The following is a 19,273-nucleotide window of genomic DNA, read 5'->3' as shown; positions in this document are numbered from 1 at the left end:
TCACCGCCCGGCGGGGGCGGGGGCGGGGGCTTCGGGGACGAGGGTGATGCGGTCGGGGAGGTGGTAGCCGAGTTGGTGCAGGCGGAGGGTGATGCCGCGGAAGGTGCGTTCGGTGGCCCAGGAGACTTGGAGGATATGGACCGGGTCGACCGGTTCTTCGGGGGCGAGCCAGGGCGAGTGGCCGTCGACTTCCTGGCTGAGGATGACACGGTCGTCCGGCTCCAGGGCCGGTACGGGGTCACGGCTGATGAAACCGAATTGTCCGAGGCGGGCGATGATGTTCTCGGTGGACTGCTTGGTCCGAATCGCCCGGTACACGATGTCGCCGGTGCTGACCGGGGTGTCGGTGTGGGGCGGGCTCGCTGCCCCGAGTCGCGGGTTCATCTGCCCGATGAGGCCCCAGCCGAGTTCGAACTCGATGTCCCTGAGGCTGGCGAACTCCCCGTCCCACTCGGCCGCGCGCGGCGGGGCCACGGTCCAGCCGAGCTGGTGCAGCCGACGGCTGATCTCCTCGACGGAACGCCCTGTCCTTTCGGAGGCGCGCTCGACATAGTCGGCTCTGATGGGGGTGTCGGGACTGTGCCATGGCGACAGCCCGTCAGGACCGACACTCAGGATGGACAGGTCGTCCGGCTCGGGCCACGGCGCACCGGTGTCGGCCACCCGATAGCCGAGTTCGGTCAGACGGCTCACGACATGGTCGACGCTCTGGCCGACGGTGTCCGCGGCGCGGGTGACGTGCGCGGGATTCACCGCTGCGCCGGGATCGACCCAGGGAGCGCTTCCCCTGGCGTCCTCACTGATGAGACGCAGGTCGTCGGCGTCGAGCCGGGAAGGGGGGACGGACGTCGCGGGGAGGGTGAAGCCGAGTTGCCGCAAGCGGGCGCCGACCTCCTCGGCGGGCCTTCCGGTCACCCGGACGGCTTCCGCGATCACTCCCAGGCTGACCGCGGGGTAGTGGCGGAAGGCCGTTCTGTCCAGCACGAAGCCGCCGTACGACGCGTGCCACTGGGGTACGAGGAGGCGGATGTCCGACGGTATGGGCGGGGAGGCCGTGGGGGGTTGCGTGACGGCGAGTTCCGGGAAGAGTCCGGCGTGGGTCAGGGGATGCGTTCTGAAATTCCGCACGGTCTCGTATCTGGCGCCCCTGAACGGTCGGCGCGCGTCTGCGGGCGGTCCATAGATCTCCTCGTCGGGAGCGAAGAACCCGCACTTGGTGATGTCCACTTCCCGGCCCCCGATCCGCCAGGGCGCGAACCGGACGCGTACCGCCTCGGCGAAGACCTCGTCGGCGAGCCGCGCGTTCTCTTCCAGGACGCTGGCCAGCCAGCCGTGCCGCAGAACGGTGTCCCCAGCCGCGACCAGACTCGGGATCTCCCGCCGCAGCAGCCCTTCCACCCGGTCCGCGTCCACAGCGACGATCCGCCCACGGTTCACCGTCAGCCGGGGGGTATGCGCGCCCGACAGGTTCACCACGGCCCCGAAGAGGTCGGTGCCCGCCCACAGGCCATCGGCCAGCACCGCCCCGCCGGTGTTGCACCACCACACCGCGGGCGTGGAACTGCCGATCGCGACGGCACCCTCGTCCCGGACGAAGTCCCGCCGGCGGCGGCCGCCCTCCCGCAGCGGGGCCGCGTCACTGAGCACGTCGGCCCGCCAGACCTGCTCGTCCCCGCGGTCGTCGCGCGCGGTGACAGCGAACTCGGAAATCCACAGGACGCTGCGCAGCACCTCCACGCACGAGGCGGTGCCGGGTGACCGCAGCCTGAGCCGGATGCTGGTGTACGCCTCGTGGCACGGGTCGAGGCGCTGGATACGGAAGAGCGAACCCGGCCCCGCGATCTCCACCCGCAGATGCTCACCGGGCAGCCCCTCGGGGGTGAAGCGGCAGGTGGTGACCGTGATGTCGTCCGCCAGCATGAAGTAGCTGAGGACCCCCACCCCGAACTGGCTGTTCGGGTAAAGGGAGATCCCGTGCTTCTTCCACTTCGCCTGCTCCTCGGCGTACTCCGGCAGATCCGTGAAGCGCATCCCGGCGTGGGCGAAGACATCACGCAGTTCCGCCTCGCCCATGCCGACGCCGTTGTCACGGCACTCCAGATATGGGCCCTCCTCGTCGACGCCCTGGGTGAAGGCGATCTCTCCCTCGTACGAGACGGTGGGGGAGCCGGTGGCGCGCAGGTACGCGGTGCGGGCCCGCCGGTAGCGGCAGGCGTCCAGCGCGTTCTGGTACAGCTCGCGGACGGCCAGGGCGGGGTCGCCGTACAGCTCCACGCCCATGAGGAGTTCCTGCACCCGATCGTCCGCGAGGCGGAACCGCAGCTCGGTGGGCTCATAGGCGGGGCGGCCGTGCTCGTCGTGCGCGGGGGTCACCCGGTCCGCGGTGACATGCAGGGGCAGATTCCGCAGCAGCGCGGGCCGTTCGCCCCCGCTGCCGGTCTCCAGCCTGGCCAGGACGGTGTCCAGGGCGGCGGTGTGCTGGCGCAGGCCCAGTTCGACCGCGAGATGGCGGCAGGCGGCGCTGAGCACCCGGGTGCGCCCGTGCGGCTGCCATCTGAGCCCGGCCAGGGTGTCGTGCAGCGCGGGGAGGTCCACCGCGTAGCCGACGCCGATGTGCTGGACGAGCACGTCGGGCAGGGCGACCGGGTCGACGGAGAAGAGATGGGCGACGCGCAGCAACTGCGAGAGCTGGTCCTCCCGCACCAGTTGCGCCGTCTCCGCCGCTCCCACGCCCAGGGGCCGCGAGGCGGTGTCCCGAGGGGGCCGTGACAGATGGGGCGCCCGCAGCAGCCGGGAGATCAACGACGGTTCGAGGACGTCCCCGACCAGCCGCTTCTCCCGCGGGGACCGGGTGCCGGGCGGCACCGCAAGGTCGTCGAGCAGGGCCGCCACGAAGGACGGCTCGTAGGGCCGCGGCTGCCGTGCGAGCCAGCGGTGGAACAGCCACCAGCCGATCGCGTCCGCCGCCGCGGGGTCCGCGCCGCCCCGCGCTCTGCGCACGAGCCTCGGCTGCCCCCGCAGGAAGACCTCGTAGCTGCCGCGGGCGGTGGACGTGCTCTGGGTCTCGGTGAGGTCGGTGGGATCGATGTGGGCGTAGCGGGCGGCGGTGTGCCGCCGGAACGCGGCGTGCAGATAGGGGTGGGTGACGAGCAGGAACACCTCCGCTGCGGACAGTTCAAGATCGTCGGGGCGCAGGCTGCTGTCGAGCAGCAGGCTGTCCGTCCACTCGGCCAGCCGGTCGACGAAGGACGCCGAGGTCCAGGGGTCGTCCGCGAGCGCCGCATGGTCACGTGCCGTCGCGGCGGCGGCCCTCGCGGCCAGCGCGGTGGCGGTGTCCCGCAGCAGGGAGAGGCCGCGCGGGTCCGTGACGTAGTTCCACAGCGGATGGTCGCGTGTGGCCGTGACCCACTCGTGGTCCTCGGGCTCCTGGGCGGCCTCGGGGTCCGGCGCGCCCGCGTACGCGCGGTTGCGTGCCAGCACGATCTGATGGCCGAGGTCACGGGTGCTCATCCTGGGCTGGGGCACCGGACGCCCCTCCACGGTGCGGTCGCGCAGCCTGCCGTTCAGGGCGCCGAAGACATCGGTCATGGTGAGGTCGGGAAGGTGCTCGCCCCTGCGCCCGCCGGGCAGTTCACCGCTCAGGCCCTCGGTGAGCAGCCGGGTCAGCTCCAGGGTGAAGACGCTGCCCTCGGGCAGGCAGAGCGAGCGCTGGGTCTCGGCGGCCGAGGTCAGCACGCAGGCGCCGCTGATCTCGGTGTCGAGGGCGGTCGGCACCTGCTCGTCGGACATCGGCAGCGCCCGGCCGCTGAAGCAGCAGTCGACGATGACGACCTTCCGCGCGGCCGGGGAGCCCTGGACGAGGTCGCGGATCTCGTCGTACTTCACCGAGTGGTACGGGCGCTCAGGACTGGACTCCCGGGTGGCGAGCCGGAACGAGCCGCCCCCGCCGAAATGGCCGTGCCCCGCGTAGTAGACCAACAGCAGGTCGGTCGCCTCGCGGGCGGCGTCGTGCAGGTCGTCGAGCATCCGTTGCTGCGACCCGTCGTGCGGCACGACGGTGCAATCCTCAGCGGCGAGACCGCCGACGTCCTCGCTCGTCAACAGGGCCCGCAGCGCCGGTACGTTGAGCCTGACCCCGTCGAGCGCGGCCATGTCCCGGAACTCGTGCACCCCGAACAGTACGGCCCTCGACCGGCCGGGCTCCGCGGTCATGCCGCGCCGTCCTCCCCGCCGCCCGCGGTGTCGCCCTCGCCGTCCAGCCCCCGCAGCAGCTCCGCCAGTTCATCCGCCGACAGATGGCCGATGTCCACGGTGGCGCCCCCGTGGACCAGTTGAAGGGCGCCCGTGCCGCCGGACGGCGGAGACGGCCGGGACGAGCGCCATGTCACGTACGCGAGGGCGAAGTTGGCCACCTCGACCGCGCTGCCGAGTACCACGTCAAGCGCGTCGAGCGCGCCCATCGTGCGGGCCCCGCTCTCGCCCCCGGCCCCGCCCCCGACCGCGGCGACCGGCACCCGCGCGGTGCCGGGGTCCTCCGACAGCCACGTCCGAAGCTCGCCGAGCGCTTCCTCGTCGCCGTCCGCCAGAATGCGAACCCTCATCCCCCACCGCTTCCGGACATCCGAAGTGCCAACAGTCCCCGCGAGCTTAGCCAGCACGGGCCCCGGTGTGCCCGTTTCGCGCCAACTTCGGCCGACGCGGCGCAAAGGCGGCCTCGCCGCCTACGCCTGCTGACGGCGTACCAGATCGTGGAACCGGCTCGACGGGTCGGCCGCCAGTTCCGCGGGCCGGCCCGACTCCACGATCCGGCCCCCGTCCATCACCAGGACCCGGTCGGCGTCCATCACCGTGGAGAGGCGGTGTGCGATCACGATCCGGGTCGCCGACAGGTTCCTCGTGCTGTCCATCACCACCCGCTGCGCGTCGTTGTCGAGGGCGCTGGTCGCCTCGTCGAAGAAGAGCAGCCGGGGGCGGCGCACCAGGGTGCCCGCGATCATCAGGCGCTGGCGCTGGCCGCCGGAGAGGGCGTCGCCGCCGGAGACCACGGTGTGCAGGCCCATCGGCATCTGGCGCACGTCCTCGGCGAGCCCCGCCAGCTCAAGCGCCTCCCACACCTCCTCCTGGGTGAACGACTCGGCGCCCCGTACGCAGTCCAGGATGGAGCCGGTCAGCGGCTGGGCGTGCTGGAGGACGACCCCGCACTGGCGGCGCACCGCGGCGCGGTCGAGCGCGGCCAGGTCCTGGCCGTCGTAGAGGACGGCCCCCGACAGGGGCTGCTCGAAGCCGATGAGGAGGCGCAGCAGGGTGGACTTGCCGCAGCCGCTCGGGCCGACGACGGCGACGAACTCCCCCGCGGCCACCTCCACGTCCACCTCGTCGAGCACCAGAGGACCGTCGTCGCCGTAGCGGAACGACACCTTGCGCGCGGCGAGCGCGCCACCGAGGACGCCCGGTTTGACGCTGCTGCCGCGGACCTCGGGGCGCTCCTTGAACACCGGCCTGATCTGCTCGAACATCGGCAGCACCGCCGCCACCGACACCAGCGCGCCGGTGAGCTGGGTGACCGAGGTCAGCAGCATCGTCATCGAGGTGTTGAAGGTGAGGAAGGCGTCCGCGGACATCGAGCCGCGTGCCGGGCCCGCAAGCAGCATGAACATCAGCAGCGAGCAGGCCGGCAGGTACACCGCGCCGAAGACCGCGTTGAGGTTCTTCACGAACCCGGCGCGCTGCTGGAGCCGCCGGGACGCCGCGAACTCCCGTGCCCACGCCGCGTAGGCGAAGCTCTCGGCGGCGGCGACGCGCAGCTTCGGCAGGCCGCGCAGGGTCTGGTAGGCGCGGTTGTTCAGCTTGTTGCCGAGCACCACGATGCGCCGCTGCCAGCGCACCTCCCAGAGCCCGAGCAGCAGGAACAGCGCGCCGACGACGACCAGCACCCCGATGGCGGCCAGCGCGAGCGGCCTGCTGAACCAGAGCAGCAGCGCGAAGTTGACCGCGCCCACCGTCGTGGACTGCAACACCACGGGGCCCACCCCCGACAGGGTGCGGCGCACCACGCTCACCCCCAGCGCGGCGCTGGCGAGTTCGCCGGTGGAGCGGCGGGTGAAGAACTCGGTGGGCAGCCTCAACAGCCGGTCCCAGACGGCGGGTTGGAGAGTGCCTTCGGCACGGCCCTCGATGCGCAGCACCGCCAGGTTCTGCAACAGGCCGAACGCCGCGGCGACCACACCGCTGACCATCAGCGCCACCGCCACCCCGGTGATGAGCCCGGTCTCGCCGCGTGGCACGAACACCCCGAGCACCTTGCCCGTGGCGATCGGCACGAGCCCGCCGAGCGCGATCGACACCAGGCTCGCCAGCGTCAGCAGCCGTACGTCGGGGCGGGCGCCGCGCAGGCTGAACCGCAGCAGCCGCAGCGGGGACAGCGGCCGTTCGGGCAGCGGGCGGTAGAACATCACGGCACGGGGCTCGAAGTCACCGGCGGTGCGGTCGGTGATGCGGGTCCTGGTGCCGGTGAGCGGGTTCAGCGCGACATAGCCGCCGCGCCGCGGCAGCAGCGCCACCGGGGAGCCCGACCTGGCGCGGGCGCCGACCAGCGGGCCCGCGTCGGCCCGCCACCAGGCGCCTTCGAGGCGCACCGCGCGGCAGCGCACCCCCGCGTGGGCGGCGATGCGCTCCACGGGCCCGACGCGTCCCGCGGGCGCCGCGCTCCTTGGCGGCCCGTCGAGGGCGATGCCGGTGGCGGAGGCGACCAGGCGGCAGACCGCGAACAGGGCGTCGTCGTCCCGGTCGTCGCGGGGGCGGGCCGCGGTGGGGCGGCGGTCGCCGATGGACGCGACGAGCGCCTGGTCGGCGCGGGCCTCCACATGCTCGCCCGCGCGTATCCCGGCGGCGGTGCGGTCCGCGTGCGCCTGTTCGAGCCGCTCGATCCAGTGGTCGACGGCGGACAGCAGCCGGTACTGCTGGTCCACGATCCGCTCCCAGAGCCGCGGGTCGACCAGCAGGTCCCCCGCGGCCTGCGGGCTGACGTGGCCGCCGGGCACCACCGCGCCGGGCCACACCGCGAGCCAGGGCAGGTCCGCGTCCGAGACCGCCGCGTCCACGGCCGGGGTGCGGCTGCCGAACGGGGCGTGGAAGAGGACGCCGAGGCCGCGGCTGACACCGAGCGCGCACGCCTGCTCCAGCGCGGCGAGATCGGGCGCCGCGCCCTCGGGGAGGGGCGCGGACAGCTCGCGCAGCGGTATCCGGCGCAGCGCGCAGCCGCCGGCCGGTCTGGCGAGCAGGGTGTGCCGGGGGCCGCGCACCGGGCCGAGGAGCAGGGCGCCCGCCTCCACCCGGCCGAGGAAGTGCCAGGGGCCCTCGTCGGCGGTGTCCACCGCGAACAGGTCGAGCGCGCCGCCCGCCACCAGCCACAGCACCTCGGGCCCCGCGAGGTGCACACCGGCCGCGGCCGCGTCCACCGCGGCGCCGAGCCCCGACAGTTCGGCCACCACCGGGTCGTGGGAGGCGGCGGCCGGCACCTGTGCGGTGGCCGCCTGCTGCGGGTCGACCCGGTCCATCAGTGCTTCCCGACGAGGGACGCGTAGGCGCCGCCCGCCGCGATGAGGGCGTCGTGCCGGCCGCGTTCGACGACCTCGCCGCGGTCGAGCACGAGGATCTCGTCGCTGTCGCGGACGGTGCTCAGCCGGTGGGCGATGACGACACACGCACACCCCCTGCGGCGCAGGTTGGCGATGACGGTCTGCTCGGTCTGCGCGTCCAGCGCGCTGGTGACCTCGTCGAGCACGAGCACGCTGGGATCGCGTACCAACGCCCTTGCTATCTCCAGGCGTTGGCGTTGCCCGCCGGAGAAGTTGCGGCCGTCCTGCTCCACCCGGGAGTGCACACCCTCGGGGCGGCGCGCGATGACGTCGTCGTAGAGCGCGGCGTCCCGCAGCGCGGCGACGACCGCCTCGTCGGTGACGGAGGGGTCCCACAGCGCCACGTTGTCGCGCACGGTGCCCTCGAAGAGGAACACGTCCTGGTCGACGAAGGAGACGGAGGCGGCGAGCACCGGCCTCGGGATCTCCTCCAGGGGCCGCTCGTCGATGTGGATGGTGCCCTCCCAGGGGCGGTAGAGGCCGGCGAGCAGCCGGGACACGGTCGATTTTCCGCTGCCGGAGGCGCCCACCAGGGCCACCTGGCGGCCCGGCGCGACCGTCAGCGAGAAGTCCTTGAGCAGCGGCGCGTCCAGGGGGCTGTAGCCGAAGGTGACACCGCTGACCCTGACGTGCCCGCCGAGGCGGCGGGCGGCGGCGTCCCGGCCGCCGCGCGCGTACAGCTCGTCGGCGGGGAAGTCCTCGACGTCCTTGAGCCGCACCACGTCGGCGGTGAAGTCCTGGAGCCGCCCCACCACCCCGTTCAGCCGGGTGATGGGCGCGGTGAAGCGGGTCACCAGCGCCTGGAAGGCGACGAGCAGGCCGATGGAGATGTGTCCGTCGACGGCGCGCATGCCGCCGATCCACAGGATCAGCGCGCTGTTGACGGTGGCGAGCAGCGGTGCCACCACGGCGAGCGCCGCGGTGGGCTCCCCGAGCCGCTGCTGCTCTTCGAGGACGGTGGCGTGCTGGCCGGCCCAGCGCCGGAAGTAGCCGTCCTCGCCGCCGGTCGCCTTCAGCGTCTCGATGAGCTGGAGCCCGGTGTACGAGGTGTTGGTGAGCCGGGCGTTGTCGGCGCGCAGCTTCTGGGTATGGGTGGCGCGCAGCCGCACCACGATCCGCATGGCGACCACGTTCAGCAGGGCGATGCCCACGCCGACCGCGGTCAGTTGGGGGTCGTACGTCCACAGCAGCAGCGCGTACAGCACCACCACGACCCCGTCGACGCCCGCCGACGCCAGGTCCCTTGCCAGGGTCTCGGCGACGGCGTCGTTGGACTGGAGGCGCTGCACCAGGTCGGCGGGGCCGCGCTGGGCGAAGAACGTCACCGGCAGCCGCATCAGGTGCCGCATGAAGCGCGCGCTGCCGAGGGTGGACGCGATGATCCGGCCGCGCAGCAGGTTGGACTGCTGGAGCCCGGTCAGCACGGCGGTCAGCACCACCATCGCGGCCATCGCCGCGAACAGCGGCCCGAGCAGCGAGGAGGCGCCGCCGATCAGGAAGGTGTCGATGTACGTGCGGCTGAGCGCGGGCACCGCGGCGCCCACCGCCACCAGCAGCAGGCTCGCGAGCAGCGCCGCCAGCAGGGTGCCCGTGGTGCCGCGCAGCCGGGCGGGGAGCATCCGCAGCAGCCCGGGGCGCTGCCCGCCCCTGGTGAAGGCGTCGGTGGGCTCGAAGACGAGGGCCACCCCGGTGAACGCGGTGTCGAAGTCCTCGGCGGGCACGAACCGGCGCCCGGTGGCGGGGTCGTTGACGCGCACCCCGGGGCGGCGCGGGCCGCGCCTCGTGCCCTCGTAGACGACGTAGTGGTTGAACTCCCAGAAGAGGACGGCCGGGGCGCGCACGGTGGCGAGGGCGGCGGTGTCCATCTGCATGCCTCGCGCGTCGAGCCCGTAACTGCGCGCCGCCTTCAGGAGGTTGCTCGCCCGGGAGCCGTCGCGTGACACCCCGCAGGCGATGCGCAGCTCCTCCAGGGGGACATGGCGGCCGTGGTGGGCGAGCACCATCGCGAGGCAGGCGGCGCCGCACTCCACGGCCTCCATCTGGAGCACGGTGGGGGTGCGCACCGCGCGGGGGCGGCGGTCGGTGGCGGCGCTGTGTCCCGCGGCCCCGGTCATGGCAGCAGCCAGGCGTAGGGGTGCTGTCGCGCGGTGCGCACGGAGCCGTCGACCGATGTCATGGAGGCGAGCGCGAAGGGCGGTCCCGAGGGGGAGGACCAGGCGTAGCCGGAGTGGGTGCGGGAGGAGGGGGTGAGGGTGACGAGCACGGTGAGGGAGCCGCCGTGGCCGGTCAGCCGCGCCGCCAGGTCCTCGTCGCCGAGGGCGGTGGTGAGCTGCTCCTTGGTGCGCGCGGTGCGGTCCACGGTGCGCACGGTGCCGCGCAGCACCCCGTACCGCTGCTCGGGGGCGGTGGCGGCGGTGAGGTCGACCCGCTGCCCCGGGGCGATGCCCGCGGCGGAGGTCGGGGAGAGGTACAGCTCGGCGACCAGCGGGTCGTGGGCTCCCTTGGAGCGTTCGACGGTGGCCACGTCGGAGCCGGTGGTGACGACGGAGCCGACGGCGGTGTGCAGCGCGGTGACGAGCCCCGGGCGCACCGCACGCAGCACGGTGGTGTGTCCGGAGGCCGGTTTCACCTCGGCGAGCGCCTGCCCGGTGCTGACGCGCTGCCCCTCACGTGCCTTCACGTCGGTGACCTGTCCCGTCACCGTGGACTGCACCACATAGCTGCCCTGTCCGTAGGTGAGGAGCCCGGGGGCGTCCACGGTGGAGGTGACGGTGCCGGTCACCGCCCAGTACCCGGCCGCCGCCATCGCGGCGACGGTCACGGCGAGGACGAGGCGCCCGCGCGCACGCGCGAGCCGCACCGGGAGGTCGAGTGCCTCCGGCGCCTCAAGTCTTGCCAGTGCCTGTCGGCGGAATTGCACGCGCTGTTCCTCGGCTTCTGCGGCAGACGCGGAAGGGTGCCCCGGGGCGCCGCGAGGACGTCACCGGGGCACCCGCCCGTGTGTCAGAGGGAGTTGAGCGTGCCCGAGACACCGGACGTGTCGACGTTGACCACGGGGGCGACGGTGCTCGTCACGGTCGCCACGACGCCGCTGACCGGGGCGACGGCGTCCACGGTGGACACGACGCTGCCCACGGTGTTGCCCAGGCCGCCCAGCACACCGCCGGAGACGTTGTCGAGGTCGGCGTCGGAGATCTCGTGGGTCTCGATACCGGGGGTGGAGTTCATCTGTGAGGGTTTCCCTTCGTGTGCTTTCCGGGCACGGGCCTGCCCTGTGGGCGCGCCGTACCCGGCTTCCATGGGCCTCGCGTACACCGCTGACGGTGGGCCCTCGTTGGTGAGAACGGTGGGGGAGAGACCCGGCGGGCTCACCGCGGTGACCGCGAGGTGGTGGCGATCTAAGCACGCACCAGGACGTCCTCACACCCGAACGCGCGTTCATTGCGTAGTCCGGAAGAGATATCGCGTGGGGGCCGGGCGCACAGGGCACGGAGTCTCCTTTTTCGCTTCACAAGCGACGGGGGCGCGCGTTTCGGTTGTGAACGCCGGGCGACCTCAGCTCTTAGGGGGTCTGACCTGAATGCTCCCCGGGGCCATCGCGGGGGAAGTGCGCTTATGGGACTTGAGTCTGTAGAGATTGGGTGACCGAGTGGACAAATGGGGGAGAGGGGCTGGACGGAGGCATGTGAGCGGCAGGGGAGCGGGTGAGAGCAGGGGCGCGAGAACAGGCGGAGGCGGCGGGAAAAGGGGCGCTCGAATTTTTCGCGCGCCCCCTGGAAGTCGGGAAGTGCCGAGCAAATACACCTGTTCGAAAGAGGTCGGCCGCGCCATGGCCGCCGACAACCGGATTTGTCTTTGTGAAGATCCCCATGGGCTCCCGGCGCGGCTTTCCGCGGCCCGCGCGTGAGAAGGTCGCGCCCCGGCGGACGAGGGCGCCCCGACCGCCGGGTGCCGCCCCGGATACGGAAGCGCGCTCCGCGGCCCGAAGTCCCGTGTTCCCGCGGTCACACGGGGCGAAGGCCGACGGGGACGGGTTGATGCCGCGAGCGCCGTACGGGAAGGTGGGCGGGGTCCGAGGCATGTGTCCAGTGGGAAGGCGATCGAATCCGCTCGGCGGGTTCCGGGAACATGACTACTTTCGAAGGCCCAGTGCGTTCGGCCGCGGGCCTCGTCGCCACCGCGGGCGACTCGTGGCTGCGCGCGCCCCTGCCGGCCCTTCTCGTCGACCCCGGCGGAAGAGTCGTCGAGATGAACGCCGCGGCGCTCGCGGTCTTTCCCGAGGCGCGCTGCGGCGCGCCGCTGCGCGGCACGCTGCCCGACTGGCTCGCCGACGCGCACGGGCGCCTCGTCGAGGAGGCGGAGGAACCGGCGGCGGAGGAACCGGCGGATTCAGGGGAGGCACGCGAGAGCGCGGGGCCGCTCCCTCGCGGCTCCCACAAGGGCCTGTCCTTCGAGGCGCACCCGACGCGTACCAGCGCGGGCGACGTGGTCTGGTGGCTCGTGGACGAGACGGACCGGCTGCTCGCCGAGACGGCGCTGAGCGGCGAGCGGGAGCGCACGGCGATTTTGGCCGAGGTGTCCACCCGGCTGCTCGCCTCGCTGAACGCGGAGCGCTGCCGCGAGGCCACGGTCGAACTCGCCGCGCGGCACCTCGCCGACGCCGCCGTGCTGGTGGCCCCGCGCACCGGCAGGCGCCACCCCCTCGCCCTCGCCGTCCACGGCGGCCGGGTCGGGCAGCGCCTCATGAGCCTCGACCCCGCGGACGTGCCTGGACTCGGGGAGGCGCTCCAGGGGTTCCCGCCGGTGCCGTCCCGCTGGATCGACCCCGGCGCGCTGCCCGCGTGGGCCGTGCCCGAGGGGTTCCAGGGCCCCGTGGGGTCCGTCGTGGTGACACCGCTGCCCGGCTACGGCGTTCCCGCCGGAGCGCTGATCCTGCTGCGGCGCGGGGAGGAAGCCGCGTTCGACGCCTCCGAGGAGGTCTTCGCGCGGGTGTTCGCCGCCCGGGCGGGCGCCGCGCTCTCCGCCGCGCGCCTGTACACCGAGCAGGCCAAGGTCACCGACACGCTCATGGCCGAGCTGCTGCCCCCGACGCTCCGGCACGTCGACGGCGTCGACTTCGCCGGTGGCTACCGGGCCTCGAAGGACACCGAGCGCGTCGGCGGCGACTTCTACGACATCCACCCGGGCGCGGAGCCGGACAGCGAGACGTTCGCCGTGCTCGGCGACGTCAGCGGCAAGGGCCTTGACGCGGCCGTCCTGACCGGCAAGATCCGCAACACCCTCCAGGCGCTGCTGCCGATGGCCGACGACCACGCGAGGACGCTGGGCCTGCTCAACGGCGCCCTGCTGAACGGCAGGCACACCCGCTTCGCGTCCATGGTCCTGGTCTCCGTGCGCCGCGAGGACCGCCGCGCCCGGCTGCGGTTGTCCAGCGCGGGCCATCCCAGGCCCCTCGTCGTGCGCAGCTCGGGAGCGGTCGAGGAGGTGGCCACGTCGGGCACCGTCATCGGCGCCCTGCCGGACATCAGGGTCACCACCGCCCACGTCGACCTCGAACCCGGCGAGACCTGCCTGCTGTTCACCGACGGCATCACCGAGGCCAGGGGCGGCCCGCTCGGCGACGTCTTCTTCGGCGAGGAGCGGCTGCGCGCCGCGCTCGCGGACTGCGCGGGCATGCCGGCGGAAGCCGTCGTCGAGCACGTCCAGATGCTCGCCACCCAGTGGATCGGCGAGAACCCGCACGACGACATGGCGCTGATGGCCGTCACGGCCCCGCGCACCGCTCATCTGGCAGTCGTGGAAGGCCGCACCCGGGGTAGGTACACCCCATGATCGAAGCCTTCGCACCCGGCACCGGCACGGAACGGACCGCGCGGACCGGGGCCCCAGGACCGCTGGCACGTTCCCGCGCCGCGCTGTGGCAGGCCATAGCGGACCGTGACGAGTACGCGGCCGGGGCGGCCGTCTTCGCCGCGCTCGACTCGGGCGTGAGCCCCGAGGACGCGCTTCTGGAGATCATCGCCCCGGTGCAGCGCACGGTCGGCGAGGAGTGGGCCGCCAACCGCATCACGGTGGCCCAGGAGCACGCCGCGACGGCGATCCACGACCGGGTCATCGCCGCGATGGCCCACCGCGTCCCGGTGGACCGGCCGCCCGCGGCCCGCCGGGCCGCCGTCACCGTGGCCTGCGTGGACGGCGAGTGGCACGCGCTGCCCGCGAGAATCCTCGCCGAGGTGCTGCGCTACCGCGGCCACCGCGTCGACTTCCTCGGCGCCCAGGTGCCCACCCCGCACCTCATCGCGCATCTGCACCAGACCGGCCCCGACGCCGTCGCGCTCTCGTCCTCGATCCCGACCAGGCTCCCGGTGGCCCACGCGGCGATCACCGCCGTACAGGCCGTCGGTATACCGGTGATCGCGGGCGGCGCCGCCTTCGGGGCGGACGGCAGCCGCGCCCGCCTGCTGGGGGCCGACGCCTGGGCGCCCGACGCCCGCGCCGCCGCCCACGTACTGGAACGCGGCCTCAGGAGCCTGGTGCCGGGGGACGCCCGGCAGATCGTCGACGACCTGCCGCACCTGAGCGACCAGGAGTACACGATGGTCTCCCGGGGCAGACGGCAACTCGTGAAGAACACGCTCGCCGGACTTGAGGAGCGGGTCCCGGCGATGCGCGCCTACACCGCCGCGCAGCACGAGCGCACGGCCGAGGACGTCGCCCACATCGTCGACTTCCTGGCGGTCGCCCTCTACACCGACGACGTCGACGCGTTCGCCGACTTCACCGCATGGACCGGCGACATCCTCGCGGCCCGTGGGGTGCCCGCCCATGCCCTCGACCCCGCCCTGGCCCTCCTCCAGGGCGAGTTGAAGGACTTCCCGCGCGCCCTGACCCTGCTCGACGCGGGCCGTGCGGCCCTCGGCGGGCGCGCGCACCGACCACCGTCTCCCGCCCCGGGCAGCGCCGTATGACCACACTCCCCGACGACGGTTTCCACGTCGAGACCACCTTCGACGGCGACGGCGACGCCTGCCTCCTACTTGAGGGCGACCTCGACTGGGACACGGCCGACGACCTTACCCGGGCGGCCCTCGACTGCCTCGACACCACCCCGCCCCCGCCGAGGCTGCGCCTCGACCTCGCCGGGCTCCGGATGTGCGACTCGATGGGGCTTGCCGCGCTGCTGACGATCAGACGCCGCACCGGGGAGACCGGCACCGCGCTCCGCCTGGACAACCGGCCGGCGTTCCTCGAACGCCTCCTGGAGGTGACGGGCACCTTGAACCACCTCGTCGGGCCCGTACGGGAGACCCGCGGCGGACCGCTGTCCCGGCGTGCGGGCGAGGACGGGGCCTGACGGCCGCACGCGACGGGGGCGGTGGTGCTGCGCCGCCCACGGGCGGGGGCTCGGAGCGGCCACGCGCGGCCGCTTGCCACAATGCCCGGATGATGACCGAACCCCATGTCCATGTGTCCGTGCAGGACGGAGTGCGAATCGTGCGTCTCAGCGGAGAGTTCGACGCGGACGCCGCCGAGCTGCTGGAGCGGAACGTCGGCGCCCCCGAGCCCGGCTCGGTGCTCGGTGTCGTCGTGGACCTGTCCGACGTGTCCTTCGCCGACTCCTCGTTCCTGCACGTACTCCTCGGCGCGCGAAGACTCCACGACGCCCTGGGCGTCCCTTTCGTGCTGACCGCGCCGTCGGACGCGCCGCAGCGCCTGCTGGAGATGACCGACACCGCCCGTGCCTTCACCATCGCCCCGGGTCTTGACGCCGCGTCGGACCTCGCGCGGGCCCGGCATGGGGAAGCCGCGGGATGAGCGGCGTGCGAGAGGACCCCGGGGACGCTCGGCGGGGTGCCGACGCGGGGATCACGAGCGGGAGGGGAGCCGAGGTGGCCGACACGCAGGGCGCCGAGCGTGTCCCGGAGCCGAAGTTCAACGCGGCGGTGGCCCGCGGCAGGGTGCGCCGACTGCTCGGCTCGGGACCGTTCCCACCGCCGCCCGAGCACATCGTGGCCGATGTCCTGCTCGTCGTCACCGAGTTGGTGTCGAACGCCGAGCGGCACGGCGGCGGCCTCACGTCGTTCGAGGCCACGGTGTGCGACGGCGAGATCCTGGTCGACGTCGGCGACAGATCACCACGGCCGCCCCACACCACGTCACGCGGGTCCGCGGCGCCCGGCGGGTTCGGCTGGCCCCTCGTACGGCGCCTGAGCCGCCGCGTCCGGGTGCAGACGGCCGGGCACGGCAAGGTCATCCGGGTCGCGCTGGCGCTCGAAGCGCCCCCGGGACCCGGGCGGGTGTGACCGGGGCGCGGTGACCCGGGTCACGGGGTGTGCGGCTCGGTCAGCGGCAGGTGACCGGCGGTCCCGGTCACCTCGAAGAGGCGTCTGACGGCCGGGGTGAAGGGCCCGGCGATGGTCAGCGCTCTCGCCTCCTTCCGGTGGCGTCGCCACAGGCCGAGCAGCAGGTTCAGCAGCGTGGAGTCGGCGAAGACGAGCCCCGCCAGCTCGACCCGGGTCTCGTCGGTGGGCGAGCGCCAGGCCCGGGACAGCGCCTCCTCCACCTCGGGCCCGCTGTCGACGTCCACCTCACCCTCCAGCCTGACCACGCACACCCGCCCGCTCACCGTCACCGACGCCACCCGCCCAGTCCCAGACATGCCCCCACTCTGCCATCCCCCGCGAGGCAGCGGCCCTCGTCTCCCCGCGCGGGGGCCCGGGGCGGGGCCGGGCGCGTCCGTCACGCGGTCGCGTCCTCGACCGGCACCGCCCCGTGGTGGCGGCCGCGCGGGATGACGAGCGGGGTCGCGCTTACCGGGTCCGCGGTCACCTCGCAGGAGAGGCCGAAGATCTCCGCGACCGAGGCGGCGGTGACGACCTCGGAGGGCGCGCCCTCGGCCACCACCGCGCCGTCCTTGAGGGCGACGAGGTGGTCCGCGTACCGGCACGCCTGGTTGAGGTCGTGCAGCACCATCACCACGGTGCGGCCCTCCTCGCGGTTGAGGTCGACGACGAGGTCGAGGACGTCGATCTGGTGGGCCAGGTCCAGATACGTGGTGGGCTCGTCGAGCAGCAGCACCGGGGTGCCCTGCGCCACCGCCATCGCGATCCAGGCGCGCTGCCGCTGCCCCCCTGACAGCTCGTCCACGGGGCGCTCCGCGAGGTGTTCCGTGCCGGTGGCGGCCAGCGCCGCGCCCACCGCCTCCTCGTCGGCCGCCGACCACTGCCGCCACCACGTCTGGTGCGGCGCCCTGCCCCGGGTGACCAGGTCGCGCACCGTCAGACCCTCGGGCGCCACCGGCGACTGCGGCAGGATGCCGAGCCGCCGCGCCAACTCCCTGGTGGGCAGCGACCGTATCTCCGCGCCGTCCAGCGTGACCCCGCCCTCCCGCGGCGCCAGCAGCCGGGCCAGGGCCCGCAACAGGGTGGACTTGCCGCAGGCGTTGGGCCCCACGACGGCGGTGATACGGCCAGGCGGCACCGCGAGGTCGATGCCCCGCACCACGGTCCTGTCCTCGTAGGCGAGGTGGAGTCCGTGGGCGCGCAGCCCCCGCGCGGGTGAGTGCGTCGACATGTCAGCCTCCAGAGCCCGTCCGGTTGGTGCGGACGAGCAGCCGGAGCAGGACGGGCGCTCCGAGCACTCCGGTGACGATACCGACAGGCAGTTCCGTGTCGGGCAGCACGGTGCGGGCCGCCACGTCGGACACCAGCACCATCAGGGCGCCGGTGAGCCCCGCGGCCAGCGGCGGCGGCGCCGAGGTGCGTGCGAGCCGCAGCGCGATCTGCGGCGCCGCCAGCGCCACGAACGCCACGGGGCCCGCGGCAGCCGTGGCGAACGCGACGAGACCGACGCCGGTCAGCAGGATCGCGCCGCGCACGGTCTGCACCCGGGTGCCGAGGCCCGCGGCGACCTCGTCGCCGAGGTGCAGCACCCGCATCTGCCGCCCGAGCAGCAGCGCGGCGGGCAGCAGCACCGCGAGCGCGACGGCGAGCGGACCCGCCTGCTGCCAGTCGCGGCCGTTGAGGTTGCCGACGAGCCAGCCGGTGGCGGACTGCGCCTGGTGGGCGCTGCCGCGCGCCAGCAGGTAGTCGGTGGCGCTGGTGCACACCCACGACACACCGATGCCGACGAGGATGACGCGGTAGCCGGTGGTGCCGCGCCGCCAGGACAGCGCGTACACCAGCAGGGCGCTCACCAACGCGCCCACGAGCGCGAGCAGTTGGGGCCCCGTGTCGAGGGAGAACACCGCGCCCGCGGCGACCGCGGTGCCCGCGCCCTGGGTCAGGCCGATCATGTCGGGACTGGCGAGCGGATTGCGGGTCATGGTCTGGAACAGGGCGCCCGACACCCCGAGTGCGGCGCCCGCGAGCAGGCCCGCCATGGCCCGCGGCAGCCTGAGTTCGGTGACGACGAGCCGGGTGCCGGGGTCGCCGCCGCCCAGCAGCGCCCTGGCCACGTCGGGCAGCGGCACCGTGAACTCGCCCACGGCGATGTGCCAGCACAGCGCGGCGCAGGTGGCCACGGTCAGCAGCGCCACCACCAGCACGAGGCGCGGGCGCAGCACCCCCGAGAGCGGCGGTACGGCGAGACGGAAGGTGCGCGGGGCGAGCGCGGCGGCGTCGCGTGCGGCCATCGCTCACACCTCCGCGAGCCGGCGCCGGCGTACCAGCGCGACGAAGAACGGGCCGCCGAGGAACGCGACCACCACGCCCGCCTGGATCTCGGTGGGGCGTGCCACGGTGCGCCCCACCAGGTCGGCGGCGAGCAGCAGACAGCCCGCGAGCACCGCGCACAGCGGCAGCATCCTGCGGTGGTCGGGCCCGTGCCCGGCCCAGGTGGACAGGGCCCTTGCGGCGTGCGGCACCACGAGGCCGAGGAACACCACGGGCCCGATCGCGGCGACCGAGGCGCCGGTGAGCAGGGTGACGGCGGCGGCGCACTGCAACCGCAGCATGCCGAGCCTGCGGCCGAGCGAGGCGGCCACGTCGTCGCCGAGCGCGAGGCTGTTGAGCGCGGGCGCGGCGGCCAGCGCCAGCACCGCGCCCACCGCGAGGAACGGCAGCAGCCGCACCACCGCGGGCCCGTCCTGCTCCGCGAGCGAGCCCGCCGACCAGAACCGGTACCGGTCGAGCGCGTCCGGGTCCGTCACCACCACCGCGCTGGTGAGGGAGGAGAGCACCGAGGTGACGGCGACCCCCGCGAGCGCCAGCTTGACCGGGGTCGCCCCCGAGGCGCCGAGCCGCCCCAGCAGGTACACCGTGACCGACGCGGCGAGCGCGCCCGCGAACGCGAACCACACGGAGACGAGCACCGACCCCACCCCGGCCACGCCCACCGCGAGCACCACCGCGAAGGAGGCGCCCGCACTGACCCCCAGGATGCCCGGGTCGGCGAGCGGGTTGCGGGTGAGCGCCTGCATCAGACAGCCGGAGACGCCGAGCGCGGCGCCCGCGAGCAGCGCCATGCCGGTGCGCGGCAGCCGTACGTCGAAGACCACCTGCCGCACCCTGGCGGGCTCGTCGCGCCCGGCGAGCGCGCCGAGCACCCGGCCGGGCGGGATGTCGAGGGCGCCCAGCGCGAGGGACAGCACGAACAGCGCGAGGAGCAGCACCACCAGGGACGCCAGCAGCAGCGCG

15 protein-coding genes are annotated in these 19,273 nt (G+C 73.8%); 5 read left to right on the top strand and 10 right to left on the bottom strand.

Translation table 11 applies throughout. The features are described 5' to 3' along the window. The 6 genes from ACIBIW_RS11395 to ACIBIW_RS11370 form a co-directional block, all read right to left on the bottom strand. Window positions 1-4,212: a caspase family protein gene (locus ACIBIW_RS11395; protein ID WP_399334519.1), complete on the bottom strand. Its 4,212-nt coding sequence runs from the start codon at window positions 4,210-4,212 to the stop codon at window positions 1-3. Further along, a complete protein-coding gene (locus ACIBIW_RS11390) occupies window positions 4,209-4,601 on the bottom strand; it encodes a hypothetical protein (protein ID WP_399334517.1) in 393 nt (130 codons plus the stop codon). The genes ACIBIW_RS11395 and ACIBIW_RS11390 overlap by 4 nt, the downstream gene beginning before the upstream one ends. Window positions 4,602-4,721: 120 nt before the next feature. Next, window positions 4,722-7,556 (bottom strand): NHLP bacteriocin export ABC transporter permease/ATPase subunit, encoded by a 2,835-nt coding sequence (locus ACIBIW_RS11385; protein ID WP_399334515.1) that lies wholly within the window; start codon window positions 7,554-7,556, stop codon window positions 4,722-4,724. Next, window positions 7,556-9,751, bottom strand: a complete 2,196-nt coding sequence (locus ACIBIW_RS11380) for an NHLP family bacteriocin export ABC transporter peptidase/permease/ATPase subunit (protein ID WP_399334513.1) — start codon at window positions 9,749-9,751, stop codon at window positions 7,556-7,558. The genes ACIBIW_RS11385 and ACIBIW_RS11380 overlap by 1 nt, the downstream gene beginning before the upstream one ends. Then, window positions 9,748-10,557, bottom strand: coding sequence for a DUF2118 domain-containing protein (locus tag ACIBIW_RS11375; RefSeq protein ID WP_399334511.1), 810 nt, complete (start codon window positions 10,555-10,557; stop codon window positions 9,748-9,750). The genes ACIBIW_RS11380 and ACIBIW_RS11375 overlap by 4 nt, the downstream gene beginning before the upstream one ends. A gap of 83 nt (window positions 10,558-10,640) precedes the next feature. Next, entirely contained in the window at window positions 10,641-10,865 is a 225-nt protein-coding gene (locus ACIBIW_RS11370) for a type A2 lantipeptide (protein WP_399334509.1), read from the bottom strand. Between the two features lie 900 nt (window positions 10,866-11,765). Between ACIBIW_RS11370 and ACIBIW_RS11365 the strand changes: the two genes are divergently transcribed. The 5 genes from ACIBIW_RS11365 to ACIBIW_RS11345 all read left to right on the top strand — a co-directional run bounded on the left by ACIBIW_RS11365 (window position 11,766) and on the right by ACIBIW_RS11345 (window position 15,940). Then, window positions 11,766-13,469, top strand: a complete 1,704-nt coding sequence (locus ACIBIW_RS11365; RefSeq protein WP_399334507.1) for a PP2C family protein-serine/threonine phosphatase — start codon at window positions 11,766-11,768, stop codon at window positions 13,467-13,469. Then, on the top strand, window positions 13,466-14,605 hold the full coding sequence (locus ACIBIW_RS11360; protein ID WP_399334505.1) for a B12-binding domain-containing protein: 1,140 nt from the start codon (window positions 13,466-13,468) through the stop codon (window positions 14,603-14,605). The genes ACIBIW_RS11365 and ACIBIW_RS11360 overlap by 4 nt, the downstream gene beginning before the upstream one ends. Continuing rightward, window positions 14,602-14,991 (top strand): STAS domain-containing protein, encoded by a 390-nt coding sequence (locus ACIBIW_RS11355; protein WP_399334503.1) that lies wholly within the window; start codon window positions 14,602-14,604, stop codon window positions 14,989-14,991. The genes ACIBIW_RS11360 and ACIBIW_RS11355 overlap by 4 nt, the downstream gene beginning before the upstream one ends. Before the next feature lie 89 nt (window positions 14,992-15,080). Beyond that, window positions 15,081-15,452 (top strand): STAS domain-containing protein, encoded by a 372-nt coding sequence (locus ACIBIW_RS11350; protein WP_399334501.1) that lies wholly within the window; start codon window positions 15,081-15,083, stop codon window positions 15,450-15,452. Window positions 15,453-15,526: 74 nt separating this feature from the next. Then, window positions 15,527-15,940 (top strand): ATP-binding protein, encoded by a 414-nt coding sequence (locus tag ACIBIW_RS11345; protein WP_399334498.1) that lies wholly within the window; start codon window positions 15,527-15,529, stop codon window positions 15,938-15,940. A 20-nt stretch (window positions 15,941-15,960) separates the two neighbouring features. Here ACIBIW_RS11345 and ACIBIW_RS11340 read toward each other — a convergent pair whose 3' ends face one another. From ACIBIW_RS11340 to ACIBIW_RS11325, 4 genes are all read right to left on the bottom strand, one after another. After that, complete coding sequence (locus ACIBIW_RS11340; RefSeq protein ID WP_399334496.1) at window positions 15,961-16,296, bottom strand: STAS domain-containing protein; 336 nt, start codon at window positions 16,294-16,296, stop codon at window positions 15,961-15,963. Window positions 16,297-16,376: 80 nt separating this feature from the next. Then, on the bottom strand, window positions 16,377-17,210 hold the full coding sequence (locus ACIBIW_RS11335) for an ABC transporter ATP-binding protein (protein ID WP_399334494.1): 834 nt from the start codon (window positions 17,208-17,210) through the stop codon (window positions 16,377-16,379). Window position 17,211: 1 nt separating this feature from the next. Then, a complete protein-coding gene (locus ACIBIW_RS11330) occupies window positions 17,212-18,270 on the bottom strand; it encodes a FecCD family ABC transporter permease (RefSeq protein ID WP_399334492.1) in 1,059 nt (352 codons plus the stop codon). 3 nt (window positions 18,271-18,273) lie between these two features. Beyond that, a complete protein-coding gene (locus ACIBIW_RS11325) occupies window positions 18,274-19,263 on the bottom strand; it encodes a FecCD family ABC transporter permease (protein ID WP_399334868.1) in 990 nt (329 codons plus the stop codon). Between the last annotated feature and the right edge of the window lie 10 nt (window positions 19,264-19,273).

Origin of the sequence: Streptomyces sp. NPDC050560 (genome assembly GCF_044457285.1) — a bacterium.
Taxonomy (GTDB): Bacteria; Actinomycetota; Actinomycetes; order Streptomycetales; family Streptomycetaceae; genus Streptomyces.
This window is presented reverse-complemented; position numbering and strand designations above follow the sequence as displayed.